19 protein-coding genes are annotated in these 18,796 nt (G+C 59.8%); 9 read left to right on the top strand and 10 right to left on the bottom strand.

Going from position 1 to position 18,796, the window contains the following annotated elements; all coding sequences use genetic code 11:
- Positions 1–109: 109 nt before the first annotated feature.
- The 7 genes from ICA16_RS24205 to exaC all read right to left on the bottom strand — a co-directional run bounded on the left by ICA16_RS24205 (position 110) and on the right by exaC (position 7,862).
- Positions 110–922 carry a M90 family metallopeptidase gene (locus ICA16_RS24205; protein WP_210554841.1) on the bottom strand — a complete coding sequence of 271 codons (813 nt, stop codon included), beginning with the start codon at positions 920–922 and terminating at the stop codon, positions 110–112.
- A gap of 4 nt (positions 923–926) precedes the next feature.
- A complete protein-coding gene (locus ICA16_RS24210; protein WP_042561272.1) occupies positions 927–1,577 on the bottom strand; it encodes a DedA family protein in 651 nt (216 codons plus the stop codon).
- A gap of 246 nt (positions 1,578–1,823) precedes the next feature.
- Positions 1,824–2,285, bottom strand: coding sequence for a GNAT family N-acetyltransferase (locus tag ICA16_RS24215; RefSeq protein ID WP_016773002.1), 462 nt, complete (start codon positions 2,283–2,285; stop codon positions 1,824–1,826).
- Positions 2,286–2,400: 115 nt separating this feature from the next.
- Positions 2,401–3,228 carry an ethanolamine ammonia-lyase subunit EutC gene (gene eutC, locus ICA16_RS24220; protein WP_414704754.1) on the bottom strand — a complete coding sequence of 276 codons (828 nt, stop codon included), beginning with the start codon at positions 3,226–3,228 and terminating at the stop codon, positions 2,401–2,403.
- 2 nt (positions 3,229–3,230) lie between these two features.
- Positions 3,231–4,625 (bottom strand): ethanolamine ammonia-lyase subunit EutB, encoded by a 1,395-nt coding sequence (locus ICA16_RS24225; protein WP_150595224.1) that lies wholly within the window; start codon positions 4,623–4,625, stop codon positions 3,231–3,233.
- A gap of 53 nt (positions 4,626–4,678) precedes the next feature.
- Entirely contained in the window at positions 4,679–6,130 is a 1,452-nt protein-coding gene (gene eat / locus ICA16_RS24230) for an ethanolamine permease (RefSeq protein ID WP_210701807.1), read from the bottom strand.
- Positions 6,131–6,341: 211 nt separating this feature from the next.
- Positions 6,342–7,862 carry an acetaldehyde dehydrogenase ExaC gene (gene exaC / locus ICA16_RS24235; RefSeq protein ID WP_042561269.1) on the bottom strand — a complete coding sequence of 507 codons (1,521 nt, stop codon included), beginning with the start codon at positions 7,860–7,862 and terminating at the stop codon, positions 6,342–6,344.
- A gap of 412 nt (positions 7,863–8,274) precedes the next feature.
- On the opposite strand from exaC, the gene ICA16_RS24240 reads away from it, so the two are divergent.
- The 4 genes from ICA16_RS24240 to ICA16_RS24255 all read left to right on the top strand — a co-directional run bounded on the left by ICA16_RS24240 (position 8,275) and on the right by ICA16_RS24255 (position 12,789).
- The gene (locus ICA16_RS24240; protein WP_210701808.1) at positions 8,275–10,191 is read left to right on the top strand and encodes a sigma-54-dependent Fis family transcriptional regulator; all 1,917 of its coding nucleotides are present in this window, start codon (positions 8,275–8,277) and stop codon (positions 10,189–10,191) included.
- A 327-nt stretch (positions 10,192–10,518) separates the two neighbouring features.
- Positions 10,519–11,868 (top strand): UDP-N-acetylmuramate:L-alanyl-gamma-D-glutamyl-meso-diaminopimelate ligase, encoded by a 1,350-nt coding sequence (gene mpl, locus ICA16_RS24245; protein WP_042561268.1) that lies wholly within the window; start codon positions 10,519–10,521, stop codon positions 11,866–11,868.
- Positions 11,865–12,512 carry a flavin prenyltransferase UbiX gene (gene ubiX, locus ICA16_RS24250; protein WP_150595227.1) on the top strand — a complete coding sequence of 216 codons (648 nt, stop codon included), beginning with the start codon at positions 11,865–11,867 and terminating at the stop codon, positions 12,510–12,512. Before mpl ends, ubiX begins: the two co-directional genes overlap by 4 nt.
- On the top strand, positions 12,505–12,789 hold the full coding sequence (locus tag ICA16_RS24255; RefSeq protein ID WP_210701809.1) for a YceK/YidQ family lipoprotein: 285 nt from the start codon (positions 12,505–12,507) through the stop codon (positions 12,787–12,789). Before ubiX ends, ICA16_RS24255 begins: the two co-directional genes overlap by 8 nt.
- Before the next feature lie 126 nt (positions 12,790–12,915).
- On the opposite strand, the gene ICA16_RS24260 is transcribed toward ICA16_RS24255, so the two are convergent.
- The 3 genes from ICA16_RS24260 to ICA16_RS24270 form a co-directional block, all read right to left on the bottom strand.
- Positions 12,916–13,557: an oxidoreductase gene (locus tag ICA16_RS24260; RefSeq protein ID WP_150602103.1), complete on the bottom strand. Its 642-nt coding sequence runs from the start codon at positions 13,555–13,557 to the stop codon at positions 12,916–12,918.
- 27 nt (positions 13,558–13,584) lie between these two features.
- Entirely contained in the window at positions 13,585–15,312 is a 1,728-nt protein-coding gene (locus ICA16_RS24265; RefSeq protein WP_210701810.1) for a C13 family peptidase, read from the bottom strand.
- Between the two features lie 110 nt (positions 15,313–15,422).
- Positions 15,423–15,878 (bottom strand): MaoC family dehydratase, encoded by a 456-nt coding sequence (locus tag ICA16_RS24270; RefSeq protein ID WP_150602105.1) that lies wholly within the window; start codon positions 15,876–15,878, stop codon positions 15,423–15,425.
- A 180-nt stretch (positions 15,879–16,058) separates the two neighbouring features.
- On the opposite strand from ICA16_RS24270, the gene ICA16_RS24275 reads away from it, so the two are divergent.
- The 5 genes from ICA16_RS24275 (at position 16,059) to ICA16_RS24295 (ending at position 18,742) form a co-directional block, all read left to right on the top strand.
- Positions 16,059–16,421, top strand: a complete 363-nt coding sequence (locus tag ICA16_RS24275; protein ID WP_150602106.1) for a CidA/LrgA family protein — start codon at positions 16,059–16,061, stop codon at positions 16,419–16,421.
- Positions 16,421–17,137, top strand: a complete 717-nt coding sequence (locus ICA16_RS24280; RefSeq protein WP_210554848.1) for an LrgB family protein — start codon at positions 16,421–16,423, stop codon at positions 17,135–17,137. The genes ICA16_RS24275 and ICA16_RS24280 overlap by 1 nt, the downstream gene beginning before the upstream one ends.
- A 10-nt stretch (positions 17,138–17,147) precedes the next feature.
- On the top strand, positions 17,148–17,738 hold the full coding sequence (locus ICA16_RS24285) for an LON peptidase substrate-binding domain-containing protein (RefSeq protein WP_150617296.1): 591 nt from the start codon (positions 17,148–17,150) through the stop codon (positions 17,736–17,738).
- Positions 17,739–17,852: 114 nt separating this feature from the next.
- Positions 17,853–18,083 carry a hypothetical protein gene (locus tag ICA16_RS24290; RefSeq protein ID WP_150602109.1) on the top strand — a complete coding sequence of 77 codons (231 nt, stop codon included), beginning with the start codon at positions 17,853–17,855 and terminating at the stop codon, positions 18,081–18,083.
- Between the two features lie 74 nt (positions 18,084–18,157).
- On the top strand, positions 18,158–18,742 hold the full coding sequence (locus ICA16_RS24295; RefSeq protein WP_210701811.1) for a hypothetical protein: 585 nt from the start codon (positions 18,158–18,160) through the stop codon (positions 18,740–18,742).
- Positions 18,743–18,796: the final 54 nt, after the last annotated feature.

Here is an 18,796-nt window from a genome sequence, read left to right on the forward strand (position 1 = left end):
GCGTTGCCCCCGTAGTTGACCAAAAACACTTGGCCGGATTGACCAAAAAGTGGCGGCGATTATAGGCATATTCTGCCGTCGACGCCATGAACCTAAAGTCGTGCAGAACTTAGTCGTGCGCCTGATAGACCGGGTCGCTGGCCTGAAGTTGCCGCAACCTGCCCAACGGGTCCTGGCGGTAGAAAAGCTGCAGTTGCGCGTAGACCTGTGGATAAGTCTCGTGCAGCAGATCCGGGGCGCTGAAGAAGTATTCGCTGGTGACGGCGAAGAACTCGGCCGGGTTCTCGGCGGCGTAGGGATCGATGGCGGTTTCTGCGTCAGGATTGTCGTCGAGCTGGCGGTTGAGATCGTCGTAAGCCGTCTGCATCACGTCGGCCCAGTCGCTGACGCGCATGTCGGTGTGCAGCGGCGGCAGGCCGTTGGCGTCGCCGTTAAGCATATCGAGTTTGTGCGCCAGTTCGTGGATCACCAGGTTGTAGCCTTCCCAGCCACCACTGGCTATCACGCCCGGCCAAGCGAGGATGATCGGCCCCTGCTGCCAGGCTTCACCACTGTGTTCGCCATCCCATTCGTGCTCGACGCCACTGGCATCGCGGTGACGCTGTGGGCTGAGGAAGTCGTCGGGATAGAGAACGATTTCGTGAAAACCCTGATACCAGTTCAAATCGCCCAGATGCAAAAGCGGTAATTGCGCCTGGGCGGCGAGCAGCAGGCGTTGTTCCTGATGCAATTCGACGCCGGGCAGGGCGCTCAGGTGTTTGTCTTCGAGAAACAGCACACAGGCTTCGCGCAGCCACTGATCTTCAGCGGGCGTGATGCCATCAAGAAAGCTCAGGTGATGGCGCACCCGTTGCCACATCTCGTCGGCAATCGGGTGCCTGGCCAGAATCCGCCGGCGGCGCCAGGCGCTCAGCGACCACATCGGCTTAGTGCGATTGGACTTTAGTGCCGCCAAAACGGCTGCGCACCACGCCGATGATCATCGGAATCAGCGACAGCAGAATGATGGCGACCACCAGCAACGACAGGTTTTTCTTGATGAACGGTACGTTGCCGAAGAAGTAACCCAAGGTCACCAGCCCGCCCACCCAGAGGATGGTGCCCAACACGCTGAAACCGAAGAAGCGCGGGTACGGCATCCTCGCTACACCGGCGACGAACGGTGCGAAAGTCCGGATGATCGGCAGGAACCGCGCCAGGGTCACGGTTTTGCCGCCGTGCTTGTCGTAGAAATCGTGGGTTTTTTGCAGATAGTCGCGGCGGAAGATTTTCGAGTTCGGGTTGCTGAACAGTTTTTCGCCAGCCGTTCGCCCGATGACGTAGTTGGTGCTGTCACCCAGGATTGCCGCGAGCATCAGCAGACCGCCCAGCAGCACTGGGTCCATGCCGCCGCCGGCCGCAACAGCGCCGGCAATGAACAGCAGCGAATCGCCCGGCAGGAATGGCATCACCACCAGGCCGGTTTCACAGAAAATCACCAGAAACAGGATGGCGTAGATCCACGGCCCGTAGTTGTTCACCAGCAAGTCGAGGTAAACGTCGAGATGCAGGATAAGGTCGAGCGGGTTGAAATCCATGGGGGCACCTGTATGGCGGCCCTACTCTGTGGGCCTGTGCGGATGACTTCGTGTAAGCCTACAGCGGGATGTAGTTTTTCTTACAAGCCGGAAAGATCGGGATTATACGGTTTGAATGATGACGCGCGTGTTGGTTTTGTAGCGGCGGATGTCGGGGTGTGAGGAATTGTCAGGGAAACAGCGCATATCGGGAGTTGGGAGAAGATCGTCCGGGCGCGCCCCGAACCTTCGGACGATCTTTTGACTTCAGAGCTCGTCGCTGATCGGCAGCACGTAGTTCTTGAACTCGGTGTCTTCCTTGAAGCCAATCGATTCGTAGGTTTTCTGCGCCACTTCGTTGTTGGCACTGGTGGAGACGCGCATGCGCACGGCCTGTGTTTCCTTGGCCATTTTCTTCGCGGTACGGATCAGGTTATCGGCGACCAGTTGTCGGCGGGCGTCTTCGGCGACGTAGATGTCGTTGAGGATCCACACGCGTTTGAGCGACAGCGAGGAGAAGCTCGGATACAGCTGACAGAAGCCCATCAGCTTTTTGTCGTCATCATCGGCCAGGGCCAGATAGATCACCGACTCTTTGCGGCGCAGGCGTTTTTCGAGAAACGCGCGGGAGGAATCCGGGTAAGGCAGGGAGCCGTAGAACTCGCGATATTTGACGAACAACGGAGTCAACAAATCCAGATGTTCGAGGGTCGCTTGAATAATCCGCATGATAGGTCTCGTCTTCAAGTGGCTGTCTTCAACTGCTCTGACGGCGATGGGAAACCCTGGCGGCCGTGCGTCGATCCTGCCTTAAACCAGCGCAGAAACGCAATGCGGAAACGGTTCAGGTTTGGGGCGGATGGAGTAGGAAGTTTCCTTTCATGTCCGCACCTGCGTCCGACTCCAGCGTCTGAACCTGTGCTTCGTCCTTCAGATTGACCCCCGACAGCTGTCGCCGGCAGGCTTCGCGCATCAGGTACAGCAAGCGATGGGCCGCCATGCCGTAGCTCAGGCCTTCAAGCCGCACGTTGGAAATGCAATTGCGATAAGCATCGGTCAATCCGATTTTTGGATTGTAGGTGAAATATAAACCGAGGCTGTCCGGGGAGCTGAGGCCCGGGCGTTCGCCGATCAGCATGACGACCATTTTTGCGCCGAGCAGTTGACCGATCTCATCACCGACGGCAACGCGACCCTGTTCCACCAGAACGAGGGGCGCAATCGACCAGCCGTCGCCGCCCATTTGCTCTTCCAGCCGGAGCAGAAACGGCTGGGTATGGCGATGCACCGCCAGCGCCGATAGACCGTCAGCCACGACAATCGCCAGATCGACGCCGCCCGGATGGGCCGCTGCGTAATCGCGCAAGGCCTGCGCTGACTCATCGCTGAGCTTGCGACCCAGGTCCGGGCGTTGCAGGTAGCTGTTGCGGTCCACCGCTGCGCTGTGCAAAAGCAGGCTTTCGCGCCCACGCTCACTCAGTTGCGCACTGAGCCCGGCATGATCGAACGGCAGATGCACCGCATCCCGCGCCTGAGCGTGGGCGTACTGGAAATCCAGTTGCGCACTGGTTGGCAGGCTGGTGCCGGTGCGGCCGAGGGCGATTCGCGCCGGGGTCAGGCGACGCAGTTCCAGCCATGGGTTTTGTGGGTCGACAGGCGGTTTATCCATCAGGCTCATCCCAGTTGCGCCAAGGCCTGGCGGAAGGCCGGCGGCAGGTTGTTGCCGAAGCGGACCTTGCCGTCCGCCTGGGTGAAGATGCCCATGTTCGCCAGCCACTGTTCAAATTCCGGCGCCGGTTTCAGGCCCAGGGTCTGGCGTGCGTAGAGCGCGTCGTGGAACGAGGTGGTCTGGTAGTTGAGCATGATGTCGTCGGAGCCGGGGATGCCCATGATGAAGTTGATCCCCGCCACACCGAGCAGGGTCAGCAGGGTGTCCATGTCGTCCTGATCGGCTTCGGCGTGGTTGGTGTAGCAGATGTCGCAACCCATCGGCACACCGAGCAACTTGCCGCAGAAGTGGTCTTCGAGGCCGGCGCGGATGATCTGTTTGCCGTTGTAGAGGTATTCCGGGCCGATAAATCCTACGACGGTGTTCACCAAAAACGGCTTGAAATGTCGCGCCACGGCGTAGGCTCTTGTCTCGCAGGTCTGTTGATCGACACCGTGGTGGGCGTTGGCCGACAAGGCGCTGCCTTGCCCTGTTTCAAAATACATCAGGTTTTGCCCGAGGGTGCCGCGGTTCAGGCTCAACCCGGCGTCGTAGCCTTCCTGCAACACATTGAGGTTGATGCCGAAACTGGCATTGGCCGCCTCGGTGCCGGCGATCGACTGGAACACCAGATCCAATGGCACGCCACGGTTGATCGCCTCGATCGAGGTGGTGACGTGGGTCAGCACGCAGGCCTGGGTCGGGATGTCGTAGCGCTGGATGATCGCGTCGAGCATTTCCAGCATCGCGCAAATCGAGGCGATGCTGTCGGTGGCCGGGTTGATGCCGATCATCGCGTCGCCATTGCCGTACAGCAGACCGTCGAGAATGCTCGCGGCGATGCCGGAGGGCTCGTCGGTGGGGTGATTGGGCTGCAGGCGCGTCGACAGGCGCCCGCGCAGACCGAGGGTGCCGCGAAACTTTGTGACCACGCGGATCTTCTGCGCCACCAGCACCAGATCCTGCACGCGCATGATCTTCGACACGGCGGCAACCATTTCCGGGGTCAGGCCGGGGGCGAGGGCGCGCAGGCTGGTTTCATCGGCGGCGTCGCTGAGCAGCCAGTCGCGAAAACCGCCGACGGTGAGGTGGCTGACCACGGCGAAGGCCGGTTTGTCGTGAGTGTCGATGATCAGCCGGGTGACTTCATCGGCTTCGTAGGGGATCAGCGCTTCCTGCAGGAAATGCGTCAGCGGTATGTCGGCCAGTGCCATTTGCGCGGCCACGCGCTCGCCGTCGTTGAGTGCGGCAACACCCGCGAGAAAGTCCCCGGAACGCGCCGGGCTGGCCTTGGCCATGACGTCCTTGAGGCTGTCGAAGCGGTAGGTCTGGGCGCCGACCGTGTGAGCGAAACTCGCCATACAGAATTCTCCGTGACGGCGCAGGTGTGCCCCTGCGCCGTGGTTTTCGACAGTCAGTGCAGGGCTTTTTCAGCGTTCTGAATCGCCGCGAATTCTTCTTCCGGCGTACCTGCTACCAAGTGATGTCGACTGTAGAAAGCAAAGTAAGCAATTAACACTCCATAGATGATAGCGGCACCGATCACCACCCGTGGATCGACGAGGAAACCCGCGATCACGGCGATGCAAGCCAGCACCAGCGCCACACCGGAGGTGAAAATGCCGCCGGGCGTGCGGTACGGCCGATCCATTTTGGGGCGGCGGATGCGCAGCGTGATGTGCGCCGCCATCATCAGTACGTAGGAAATGGTCGCGCCGAACACCGCCACCAGAATCAGCAGGTCGCCCTGGCCGGTCAGCGACAGACCAAAACCGATGATCCCTGGAATGATCAGGGCCAGCACGGGCGCCTTGCTTTTGTTGGTCTCGGAGAGTTTTCGCGGCAGGTAGCCTGCGCGCGACAAGGCGAAAATCTGCCGCGAGTAGGCATAGATGATCGAGAAGAAACTGGCGATCAGCCCGGCCAGGCCCACGAGATTGACGAAACTGCCCATCCAGGTCGAGCCACCATAGGCTTTGCTCAGCGCTTCAACCAGCGGGTTGCCCGACGTCAGCAGCGAATTGGCGCCCGCGCCACCAGGCCCGACGATCAGGATCAGCAGGGCAAAGGCCAGCAGCACCAGCATGGCGCCGATGAGTCCGCGTGGCAGGTCACGTTTAGGGTTTTTGGTTTCTTCGGCGGCCAGTGGCACGCCCTCAACGGCGAGGAAAAACCAGATTGCGTAGGGAATCGCCGCCCAGACGCCGACATAGCCGAACGGCAGGAAAGGGCTGGCGCCGGCAGCGCTGGTCACCGGAATGTCGAGCAGGTTGGCGACGTCGAAGTGCGGCACCATCGCCACCAGAAATACGCCAAGCGCCAGCGCTGCGACGGCAGTGATGACGAACATCAACTTCAGCGCTTCGCCGACCCCGAAGATGTGGATGGCGATGAAGATGACGTAGAACGTCAGATAAATCATCCAGCCGCCAATGCCGAACAGTGACTCGCAATAGGCGCCGATGAACACGGCAATTGCGGCGGGTGCGATGGCGTATTCGATGAGGATCGCGGTACCGGTCAGGAAGCCGCCCCACGGGCCGAACGCGCTGCGGGCAAAGCCGTAGCCGCCACCGGCGGTGGGAATCATCGAGGACAGTTCGGCCAGGGAAAAGCACATGCACAGATACATGGTGGCCATCAGCAAGGTCGCCAGGAACATGCCGCCCCAGCCGCCCTGCGCCAAGCCGAAGTTCCAGCCGGCATAGTCGCCTGAAATCACATATGCGACGCCAAGCCCCACCAGCAGAACCCAGCCGGCGGCGCCTTTTTTCAATTCGCGTTGTTGGAAGTAGTCCGAGCCGACTTTTTCAAAGTCGACGGAAGAGCCGGTCGCCGGAGCGCCAGCAGGGGATTCGCCAGGCATAGGGTTCACCATTTTTATTGTTGTATTGGCCCGGCTGTTCCGTCAGGAACTGTCGGGTTGAATGGCACGCAGCTTTCGCGAGCAAGCTCGCTCCCACAGATTTCCGTGGTTAGCTCAACATTGAGATCTAATACAGATCCCTGTGGGAGCGAGCTTGCTCGCGAAAGCGGACGAGAGGGCGACACAGAAATATCTGTGTCGCCCAAGGGCTTTAGAAGAAACCCAGCGGATTGATGTCGTAGCTCACCAGCAGGTTTTTCGTCTGCTGATAGTGATCGAGCATCATTTTGTGGGTTTCACGACCAACGCCGGACTTCTTGTACCCGCCGAACGCGGCATGCGCCGGGTACAGGTGGTAGCAGTTGGTCCACACACGACCGGCCTTGATCGCCCGGCCCATGCGGTAGGCGCGGTTGATGTCGCGGGTCCACAGGCCGGCGCCGAGACCGAACTCGGTGTCGTTGGCGATGGCCAGGGCTTCGGCTTCGTCCTTGAACGTGGTGATGCTCACCACCGGGCCGAAGATTTCTTCCTGGAACACACGCATCTTGTTGGTGCCTTTGAGCAGGGTCGGCTGGATGTAATAGCCGGTCGACAGATTGCCCTCGAGTTTTTCCACTTTGCCGCCGGTCAGCAGCTCCGCGCCTTCTCCCTTGGCGATTTCCAGATAGGACAGGATCTTGTCGAATTGCTGCTCGGACGCCTGGGCGCCAACCATGGTGTCGGTGTCCAGCGGATCGCCACGTTTGATTTGCAGGACTTTCTTCATCACCACGGCCATGAATTCGTCGTAGATCGATTCCTGAACCAGCGCACGAGACGGGCAAGTGCAGACTTCGCCCTGGTTGAAGAACGCCAGCACCAGACCTTCGGCGGCTTTTTCGATAAAGGTCGGCTCGGCCTGCATGATGTCTTCGAAGAAGATGTTCGGCGATTTGCCGCCCAGTTCCACGGTGGATGGGATGATGTTTTCGGCGGCGCATTTCATGATGTGCGAGCCAACCGGTGTCGAGCCGGTAAAGGCAATCTTGGCGATGCGTTTGCTGGTCGCCAGCGCTTCGCCGGCTTCTTTGCCGAAGCCCTGCACGACGTTCAGCACGCCCGGCGGCAGCAGGTCGCCGATCAGTTCGACCAGCACGGAAATACCCAGCGGAGTCTGCTCGGCAGGCTTGAGCACCACGCAGTTACCCGCCGCTAGCGCTGGCGCGAGTTTCCACGCGGCCATCAGGATCGGGAAGTTCCACGGAATGATCTGGCCGACCACGCCCAGTGGTTCATGGATGTGATAAGCCACGGTGTTGCCGTCGATTTCGGCAGCGCTGCCTTCCTGCGCGCGGATGCAACCGGCGTAGTAACGGAAGTGGTCGGCGGCTAGCGGGATGTCGGCGTTAAGGGTTTCGCGGATGGCTTTGCCGTTGTCCCAGGTTTCGGTGATCGCCAGCAGTTCGAGGTTCTGTTCGATACGGTCGGCGATTTTCAGCAGGACCAGCGAACGCGCCTGCACCGAGGTTGCACCCCAGGCGTCAGCGGCGGCGTGGGCGGCGTCCAGTGCCTTGTCGATGTCTTCGGCAGTGGAGCGGGGGAATTCGGCAATCGGTTGGCCATTGACTGGCGAGGTGTTGGTGAAGTACTGACCTTTGACAGGCGCGACAAACTCGCCGCCGATGTAGTTACCGTACTTGCTCTTGAACGAGACTTTGGCGCCTTCAGTACCGGGGTGAGCGTAACGCATGATGATGTTCTCCTTGGCTTTGTACTTATTAGAGAAACGCGCAAGTGCGCTTGCTATAAGCGTAGAGCAAAGGTCGGGCCACTGCCGTGCAGGTCAGGTAAATCAAGGCGTTGCGAGGTTTATGTCGGACGGGCGGATTACCACTGTTATGGTTTCGGTACAGATGGGAGGACAGTTTGTACCGCTTTTGGCACAGCCAGTGACCGGGCAGTCTGGCCAGCATTGCAATGGTGCAGCGGCAGGAGGATGCTCTGGGCATCATCGGTTTGATGGTCCCTACCGAAACCTGTAGGAGCTGCCGAAGGCTGCGATCTTTTGATTCTGCTTTTTTGCAGATCAAGATCAAAAGATCGCAGCCTTCTGCAGCTCCTACATGGGGAACGAGTCGACCTTTCGGGGAGAACAATAAGAAATGCACGACAACCATTTGAATCGCCATGCCCAACAGGTTCTTACCGCCACCCAAGGCAAACCGCACCTGCACGGGCCCGGAGCCGATCCGTCGATTGCCCGCTCATGGCTGCGCTGTCTTGAGGATTACCACCTCGACCCTGCCCTGAGCATGGCGCCTACCGTGCTCGAGCACGGGCGCGTTCTTGAAAGCCGAGAACGTCTGCAACAGGTGTTGCAGATTGCCGGCAATGAAATGAGCAGCCTGCATCAGCAACTCTCCGGCGCCGGACACGCGGTGCTGCTGACCGATGCCCGTGGGGTGATCCTCAACTGCGTCACCGCGCCGGCCGAACGGAAGATTTTTGAGCGTGCCGGCCTGTGGCTGGGCGCCGACTGGAGCGAAGCCTGTGAAGGCACCAATGGCATCGGCACCTGCCTGGTCGAGCGCCAGGCGCTGACCATTCATCAGGATGAACATTTCCGCGGGCGCCACACTGGCCTGACCTGCTCGGCGAGCCCGGTGTTCGATCCGCACGGCGAATTGCTGGCGGTACTTGATGTGTCCTCGGCACGTCACGACGTCTCGCGCCAAAGCCAGTTCCACACCATGGCACTGGTCAATCTGTCGGCGAAGATGATCGAGAGCTGCTACTTCCTGCGCTGTTTCGACAATCAATGGTTGCTGCGCTTTCATTTGCAGGCCGAGTCCGTCGGGCTGTTCAGCGAAGGGCTGCTGGCGTTTGATGGAGAAGGGCGGATCAGCGCAGTCAACCAGAGCGCGCTGAACCTGCTCGGGCATATTCGCGGCGGCTTGCTCGGTAAACCGGTCGAGGCGTTTTTCGATTGTTCGCTGGATGAGTTGCTCGGTCGTGCGAGCGCCAATGCCAGCGCCAGTTGGCCGTTACGCACCCGCGATGGGCGAAATCTGTTTGCCGTGTTGCGCGGCGAGTCGCGCAAAACGATACCGATCACGCCCGCGCCGGTCGTGGCGCAGGCTCCGCGTCTGTCGGGTATTTGCCTTGGCGACGCGGCGTTGCAGGCCGATTTTCGCAAAGCGCTGCGGGTGTTCGAACGTGATGTGCCGCTGTTGATCAATGGTGAAACGGGCTCCGGCAAAGAGGCTTTTGCCAAGGCTGTGCATCAGGCCAGTCAGCGCTCGAGCAAAGCCTTCGTAGCGCTCAATTGCGCGGCGATTCCCGAGAGCCTGATCGAAAGTGAGCTGTTCGGCTATCGTGGTGGCAGTTTTACCGGCGCGCGCAAGGACGGTATGCGCGGCAAACTTCAGCAGGCCGATGGCGGCACATTGTTCCTTGATGAAATCGGCGACATGCCGCTGGCCTTGCAGACCCGTCTCTTGCGGGTGCTTGAGGACCGGCAAGTGGTGCCGATCGGCGGTGAGCCGGAAGCGGTCAACGTGCGGATCATCAGTGCGACTCACCGCAATCTTCTGGAGCGAGTGGAGAACGGCAGTTTCCGCGAGGATCTGTATTACCGGCTCAACGGCCTGGAAGTGGCGTTGCCGGCGTTGCGTGAGCGCAGTGATAAATCGCAGTTGCTGGATTTTTTGCTGGCCGAAGAGGCGGGCGGGGATGTGGTGGTGATTGATGAGCCGGCGCGTCAGGCGTTGCTGGCGTTCAACTGGCCGGGGAATGTGCGGCAGTTGCGCAATGTCCTGCGCACGCTGGCGGCGTTGTGTGATGAGGGGCAGATCGGGCTGGAGGATTTGCCGGCGATGATCCGGCAGGTGCGGCCGGCGGTAGAGTTGGAGGTTATGCAATCCGATCATCCGCTGGAGGATGCCGAGCGCTTGGCCTTGCTCAATACTTTGGAGCAGACCCGTTGGCACATGACCCAAACCGCGCTGCAGCTCGGCGTCAGCCGGAACACCCTTTATAGAAAGCTGCGCAAACATGGGATTGAGCGGTGTGTCAGTTAGAAGGCCCTCACCCTAACCCTCTCCCAGAGGGAGAGGGGACTGACCGAGGTGTTCTTGCGGGGTACGTCGACCTGAAAAAACGAGTCGAGCTCTAGCTCTGAGAGGAGACGGGCAGTTGTAGATCCATAATCGACTCAGTCTCTCAGGTCGACGTATAGCAAAAGACATCTCGGTCAGCCCCCTCTCCCTCCGGGAGAGGGCTGGGGTGAGGGTAGCAATCCTGAGCCATACCGAAATGTTGCGCCCAACCAACCCCGGCCCATCACCTAAAGAGTGCGATTTCCCCCTCCCTACGCTAACCTGCGGCCATGTTTTACGAGGTCGACTATGCACATTCATATTCTGGGTATCTGCGGGACTTTCATGGGCTCGATGGCGGTTCTGGCCAAAGAGCTGGGCCATCACGTGACCGGCTCCGACGCCAACGTCTATCCGCCGATGAGCACGCAGCTCGAGGCCCAAGGCATTCAGCTGACGCAGGGCTACGATCCGGCCCAGCTCGATCCGGCACCGGATCTGGTGGTGATCGGTAACGCCATGTCGCGCGGCAATCCGGCGGTGGAATATGTGCTGAACAAAGGCCTGCCGTACGTCTCTGGCCCGCAGTGGCTGGCTGATCACGTACTGCAAGGTCGCTGGGTACTGGCTGTTGCCGGTACTCACGGCAAAACCACCACCAGCAGCATGCTCGCCTGGGTGCTGGAACATGCCGGCATGAGCCCGGGTTTCCTGATCGGTGGTGTGCCGCAGAACTTCTCGGTGTCCGCACGTCTGGGCGGTACGCCGTTTTTCGTGATCGAGGCCGACGAGTATGACAGCGCCTTCTTCGACAAGCGTTCGAAGTTCGTGCACTACCGCCCGCGCACCGCGATTCTCAACAACCTTGAGTTCGATCACGCGGACATCTTCCCCGATCTGCCGGCCATCGAGCGGCAATTCCACCATTTGGTGCGCACCATTCCGAGCGAAGGCCTGGTCATCCATCCGACCACCGAGCCTGCCTTGCAGCGGGTAATCGAGATGGGCTGCTGGACCCCGGTGCAAACCACCGGTGCTGGCGGTCAGTGGCAGGTCAAACTGCTCAGCGAAGACGGCTCGGCCTTTGAAGTGATGTTCGAAGGTGTGTCCCAAGGCACGGTCGAGTGGGAATTGACTGGCCAGCACAACGTTGCCAACGCCTTGGCTGCACTGGCGGCTGCGCGTCATGTTGGCGTGGTGCCATCGATGGGCATCGCCGGGTTGAGCGCGTTCAAGAACGTCAAACGCCGAATGGAGAAAGTCGCTGAAGTACGCGGCATCACCATCTACGACGACTTCGCCCATCACCCGACTGCGATCGCCACCACGCTTGATGGCCTGCGCAAGCGCATCGGTGATGCACCGTTGATCGCGATCATCGAACCACGCTCCAACTCGATGAAGCTCGGCGCGCACCGTGACGGTTTGCCGGACAGTGTGAACGATGCCGATCAGGTGATCTGGTACGCCCCGGCCAACCTTGGCTGGGATCTGGCCGCCACCGCTGCGCTGTGCAAAGTGCCATCGATTGTCAGCGATACGCTGGAAGGCATCATCGAACGCGTGAAAAGCCAGGCTCAGCCCGGCACTCACGTGGTGATCATGAGCAACGGCGGTTTCGGCGGTCTGCACGGCAAACTCGCCGAGGCGCTGCAATGAACACTTTTTCGCAGAACGGCGGCCCGGAACGCATCACGCTGGCGATGACCGGTGCTTCGGGCGCGCAGTACGGTTTGCGCCTGCTCGATTGTCTGGTGCGGGAAGATCGCGAGGTGCACTTCCTCATCTCCAAAGCCGCGCAACTGGTGATGGCCACCGAGACCGACGTCTCGCTACCGCCCAAGCCGCAGATGATGCAGGCGTTCCTCACCGAATACACCGGGGCAGCGGCCGGGCAGATCCGCGTGTACGGCAAGGAAGACTGGATGTCGCCGGTGGCCTCGGGCTCCGGTGCGCCAGCGGCGATGGTGGTGGTGCCGTGCTCGACCGGGACGCTGTCGGCCATCGCGACGGGTGCCTGCAACAACCTGATCGAACGCGCAGCAGACGTCACCTTGAAGGAACGTCGCCAGTTGATTCTGGTGCCGCGCGAGGCGCCGTATTCGAGCATTCATCTGGAGCACATGCTCAAGCTGTCGAACATGGGCGTGACGATTCTGCCGGCCTCACCCGGTTTCTATCACCAGCCGCAGACCATCGATGACCTGATCGATTTCGTCGTCGCGCGGATTCTCAATCTGCTGGGCATTCCCCAGGACATGCTGCCGCGTTGGGGCGAGCATCATCTGAGCAGCGATGAATAAGCTGCTGGCGATTGTGCTGGCGCTGCAAATGACCGGGTGCGCCACTGCGCGCACGCTGGACGCGGCGAAACCGGGGGCGCCGGTGGTGTATTCCGGGACACGGCTGGATTTGTATGCGTTGAATGGCGGGTGTTGTGCGATGGATCGGTTCGGTGCTGAGGCGCCGAGTTATCCGGGGGTGGATCTGCCGGGGAGTGCTTTGCTCGATACGCTGTTGTTGCCGTTGTCATTGCTGACGGTGATAGGCGTGAGCTTTCAGGCGACTGGCGGGTTGTAAAGATCAAAAGATCGCAGCCTTCGGCAGCTCCTACAGGTTTCGATGTCGTTCACCAATACTGTGCTCGCTGAAGAACATTGTGGGAGCGGGCTTGCCCGCGAAGAGGCCGGCCCGGACACCACAACGTTATTTGCCCAATTTCCTCAGATCATCCGACTCAATCACCCGCACCCCATCCTGCTCTTCCAGCGCCAACCGCCACATCGCCCGGGCCAGTTGGCACGCTTCGATCCCGCGGTATTTACCCGGAATCAACTTCGAAAACGGCGCAGCAAGCTGTTCGCCCAAGCGTGGCTCTGATCGTTCACCAAGCAACAGCGACGGCCGGCAAATGGTCAGTTGCGGCCAGTCTTGCGCGCGCAATGCCTGCTCCATTTCCCCTTTGACCCGATTGTAGAAAACCGAGGATTTCGGATCGGCGCCGATGGCGCTGATCACGATCAGATGCCGCGCACCCATCTCCCGCGCGCGCTTGGCAAACGCCACCACCATGTCCAGGTCGACGGCGCGAAACGCAGCTTCCGAGCCGGCCTGCTTGATGGTGGTGCCGAGGCAGCAATAGGCGATGTCGACGCGACCGCTGAGCTGCGGCAGAAATGCCTGTGGGTCGCCGACCGGGTTTTCCAGATGCGGATGCTCGGCCAGTGGCCGACGGGAAGGGGCGAGGACGCGAGAAATCGTTGGCTCGTTGAGCAAACGGTCGAGTAGATGTTCACCGGTCAAACCGGTGGCTCCGGCAAGCAATACGTGCTGAGGCGTCAAGTACATAGTGTCTCTCCCTTGATACTGTTCAGCTTAGTTGCTCTTTGTCGCTCCGTCGTTCAACGCAGCACTTTGCAAAGCTTTTCGCGCTTGCTGTTTACGCAGTTGCTGCCAGTGCGACAAAACGGTTTTCGGTGCCCAGATCTGCGGCTCCGACGCTTCGAAATTGTCCGCCAGTTCACGCTCGGCGACGGTGGCCTTGGCCAGTTTGAAGGCTTGCTCCAGATCGTCGGTCTGGTTCAATGCCTGGGCGAACAGCGCATCGCCGAAGTAGGTGAAGTTGGCTTCTTCGGAGCACCCGAAGGACACGCGATCAGCGCGCGAGGCGGTCATGATCAGCGTGCGTTCGTCTTTCAGCGCCGGTATGAAGCCGCCGGAGTAACACGCGGAAATCACGATGATCTTGTCGCGGTTTTTCAGCGGCGCGAGCACGGCGGCAAGTTCGTCGGCGGGCAGGTCGGCCAGTTCCATGCGCGGCTGGTCGAGCACCAGTTCGTGTTCGGCGGTGCCGTGACTGGTCAGGTAGATGAACAGCAAATCTTCCGGGCCGCTGCGTTCGGCCAGGGTCAGTGCAGCGCGGCGCAGGTTCTCGCGAGTGGCCATCGGCCGGTCGCCGAGGTGGTCGCGGTGGTTGACCAGACGAATCTGGCCATGCGCGCCGAAACGCGTATTGAGCATGTTGGCGACGTAGTCGGATTCGCGCAGGAACACGCTCTGCTTGCCGTCGCCGCCGAGGGTCAGGGTGTACAGCTCCACCGCAGGCGTCGAGGGCGGAATCGCCGCCAATGCCTCATCAAGCAAACGGCCCTGAGCGAGCAAGCCGAGTTCGAGGGTGTCGGGCAGCAACTTGCCATCGGCGTCGCGCACGCGCTGGCCGTTGATCCAGGTGCCGCTCATTACGCTACCATCAGTCAGCACCAGTGTGCCGCGTCCGGCGTAACTGTCGTTGTCGAATCCGCCGATATAAAAGCTGCCATCGGACAGGTTCAAGCGCCCTTGGCCGCTGAAGCGCCAGTCGCTGAACGAACCGATGTAATGGCTGCCGTCAGCACCGATCAGTTCGCCCTTGCCGGTCAGCGCGCCTTCCTTGAATTGGCCCAGCCAGACGTCGCCGTCAGCGTTTTCGTAGCGGCCCTTACCGTGCAGTTGGTTGTTCTTGAAGCCACCGACATAGATGTCGCCGTCAGCGCTGTTGAACGTACCGTTGCCTTCAAGCTGACCGTTGACGAAATGACCGGTGAACGAGTTGCCGCTGGAATCACCGCGCTGGCCTTCGCCATTGGGTTTACCGTGGGCGAACTGGCCTTGATAGGAGCTGCCGTCATCCATTTCGAGCCGGCCGAGCCCGGAATAATGATCAGCCTTGAATTCGCCACGGTAGGTCATGGCGTTTTCTTTCAACGTGCCTTCGCCGTCACGCCGGCCCTGTTTGAAGCCGCCGGTGTAACTGCTGGCATTGGTGGTCAGGCTGCCCTGACCGTCGAACAAACCTTGCTGGAACTGGCCGCGATAAATCTCGCCATTGCTGCCATGCCATTCGCCCTGCCCATGCCACTGTCCTTTGTCGAACTGCCCGGCGTACCAACTGCCGTTGGGATAGTCGACACGTCCCTGACCTTGCAGCAAGCCATCGACCAACTCGCCGCGATAGCGTCCGCCGTCCGGCAGGCGCGCATCTGGGGGCAACAGCGATTCGCCATCGCCGCAAGCGGCAAGCAACAGGGTCAAGGCAAGGGGTGCAAGACAAGCGAGTGAGCGCATAGCGGGATCCGGGCAATTAGGCGACCGAGTATGCCGCAGCTATGTGACCTTATACAGCCGCCGAAGGGGAGCGGATGCGAAACAGCGTGCGCCGGTTCGCATCCCGGCGCTTAAACGAAGCAGAGCGACAGCGGTTCAGCGATGTAGGCCGGTTTGTCCGAGCCTTCTATCTCAAGTGTTGCGGTGGCTTTGAGCAGCCACTGGCCAGGTTTCTTCTCGGTCACTTCAACCATGTCGACCTTGAGTCGGACTTTCGAATTGACCTTCACGGGCTGGATGAAACGCACACTGTCCAGGCCATAGTTGACGACCATCTTCACGCCTTCGGGCAGGATCAGGATGTCTTCCATCAATTTGGGCATTAGTGACAGCGACAGGAAACCGTGAGCAATGGTGCTGCCAAAAGGCGTTTGCGCGGCTTTGATCGGGTCGACATGAATGAACTGATAATCACCGGTGGCTTCGGCGAACAGGTTGATGCGTTCCTGATCGATGGTGAGCCATTCGGAACGTCCGAGTTCCTTGCCGACATAATCTTTGAGCTCTGCAACTGGAACATAGGGCATTGAGACTCTCCTTGGGTTCATCTGTTTTATAGTTTTTCAGGTGGGGGATTTGACCGCCCTGCGAACCACTGTAGATCATCATGGCAATTTGCTCAGGTCAACCGACCATGCTTTTGGCGAATGCCGATCCATAGCGCAGGCGTGCTTATAATGCCGGGCGCTTTTTGTTGGAGATGTCAGATGTTGTTACGTGGCCTGACCCTGCTGGTGCTGTTCCAATTGCTCGGCACGGCACTTAATCATTTACTTTTGCCGGTGCTGCCGGGGCCGATCATCGGTCTGCTGCTGTTGCTGGTGTTCCTGATTATTCGCGGTGAAGTCGGCGAGCCGCTGAATCTGGCGGCCGGCAGCCTGCTGCGTTATCTGCCGTTATTGCTGGTGCCGCCGGCAGTGGGCGTAATGGTTTACGCCTCGGCGATTGCTGCAGATTTCTGGGCGATTGTGGGCGCGTTGGTGGTGTCGCTGATTCTGTCGATGGCCTTTGCCGGTGTGCTGATGCAGCGCTTGGTCAAGCGTCACGCGCCGCCGTCGGAGGAGTCCTGATGTTCTTCGATTGGCACGGCGCCTGGACGTCGGTGATTCACCATCCACTGTTCGGCATCGGTATCACCCTCGGTGCCTATCAACTGGTGCTGGCGGCGTTCGAGAAAACCAAGTGGATCTTTCTGCAACCGGTGCTGGTCTCCATGCTGTTGGTGATCGGCGTGTTGGTCGGCTGCGGCCTGACGTACGCCGAGTATCGCAAGAGCACCGAGATCCTCAGCATTCTGCTCGGGCCGGCGACGGTGGCGCTGGCGGTGCCGCTGTATCTGAATCTGCGGCGCATTCGCCAATTGTTCTGGCCGATTTTTACTACGCTGGTGATAGGCGGGGTGGTCGCCACGGGCATGGGCGTGTTGCTGGGGTGGTGGTTCGGCGCTGATCACATGATCCTGATGACCATGGCGCCGAAATCGGTGACCTCGCCGATTGCGATGCTGGTGGCCGAGCAGATCGGTGGCGTCGCTGCGCTGGCGGCTGTGTTCGTGCTGATCACCGGGGTCATCGGCGCGATCTTCGGCCCGACACTGTTGACCCGCCTCGGGGTGCACAGCCCTGAAGCACGCGGTATGGCGCTGGGCATGACCGCGCATGCCGTCGGCACGGCGGTGGCGATGCAGGAAAGTGATGAGACCGGTGCCTTCGCGGCGTTGGCGATGAGTCTGATGGGCGTGGCCACGGCGGTGTTCCTGCCGTTGGCGGTGTCGATGGTGGTGTAAGGAAATGTCTATGAGTCTGGCGCTTTTTCCGTTGAACACAGTGCTGTTTCCCGGCTGCAACCTCGACTTGCAGATCTTCGAGGCGCGCTACCTGGACATGATTGGCCGCTGCATGAAGCAGGGCGGTGGCTTTGGCGTGGTGTGCATTCTTGAAGGCCATGAAGTCGGCGTCGCCCCCGCAGGTTATGCGCTGGTGGGCTGTGAAGCGCGGATCACCGATTTCCAGCAGCAGGACAACGGCCTGCTGGGTATTCGCGTGCAAGGTGGGCGGCGCTTCCATGTGTTGCGCACCGAAGTGCAGCGCGACCAGCTGATCCTCGCCGACGTCGAGTGGCTGGACGACGAACCCGAGCAACCCTTGCAGGATGAAGACGCCGATCTGGTGGCGCTGCTCAAGGCGCTGGCCGAGCACCCGATGGTCGAAGCGTTGAACATGGGCACCGAAGCCGCTGGTCAGCAGTCATTGGCCAATCAGTTGGCCTACCTGTTGCCGTTCGCCGAAGAGGACAAGATCGACTTGCTGCAACTCGACGATCCCCAGCAGCGCCTCGATGCCATTCAGGCCTTGCTCGATGAGTTGCAGGGTGAGTTATTTGCGTAGTTGTTATTTGAATTAAATACTGGCACTTGCCAGCATTGTCGTGAAGCGTTCTTTGACTTAACTTCAAGTTGCCCGCAGGACGCGGGTGACTTGAATGATAATAAGGAATAAATCATGACTGTTTACGAGGATGAATGGGGCTTCTGGGACGACATTGCCGGTAAATATATTCTCAAGAATGCCGGGATGGATCATAACGCCAAATATATTGTTGATGCCGCTGCGACTTACTCCGACATGATGGTGCTCGCACGGCGCAAACGTAAAGCCGCCAAAATTCCTGCTGGCGATATCCCCCGAGTGACCGCGACCGCCGAATCTGTGGTTGCAGCCCCAATGGCCTGAATTATTTTGTGATGTGCGCCACGGTCTGCCGTGCAAAGTTTATTGACGGCGGGCGCCCGCACAGAGGTGGTTACATGTCTACGAATAAAAAAGAAAACAAGTCCTTTACCGCAAATCTATATGTCGATGGTCTGCCGGTGGTGCTCAATCTGCAACGTTTGCGCCTGCGCCTGCGCCTGCGCGATCCGCGCATCACCCGACGTGAAAAGCTGGACGTGGAGGCGGCACTGGCGGACAACCGCGAGACCAGCTTTCTCACTCTCGCCGATCACGAAGACGACAAGCCATTGTTGCTGACCTTTACGCCCCACGGTGACAGCTTCGCGATCACTGTTGCATTGCGCGGTGTTCACGACGGTGCGCGGCTGGTCATTGAAAGTTCCACGCGCAATGTGCTGGCGGGTCAGGAAGAGCGCGGCGAGTTGTTTTCGATCAGCAAGGCGGGTTTGCTACGTGCAGTATCCAGCGATCTTGAGCCTGGGCCGCTTTATATCGGAATTGAAAGCGAATCAAACAAGAAGCCGTTGTATCGAAGTACAGCCGATAGAATGAATATCTTTAAAAGCGTTGATCCCAATATCACGGGGCATAATGCTTTTAATAATAAACCGGTGACCTTTGTACTCAAGATCATTGATCAACTTCCCCTCGTCGCATGATAAGACGCGCTATTCATCGCGGTGATGAATAGCGCGTTTTCAAGGGTTTACCGC

The organism is Pseudomonas anatoliensis, from assembly GCF_017976235.1.
GTDB classification, from domain to species: Bacteria; Pseudomonadota; Gammaproteobacteria; order Pseudomonadales; family Pseudomonadaceae; genus Aquipseudomonas; species Aquipseudomonas anatoliensis.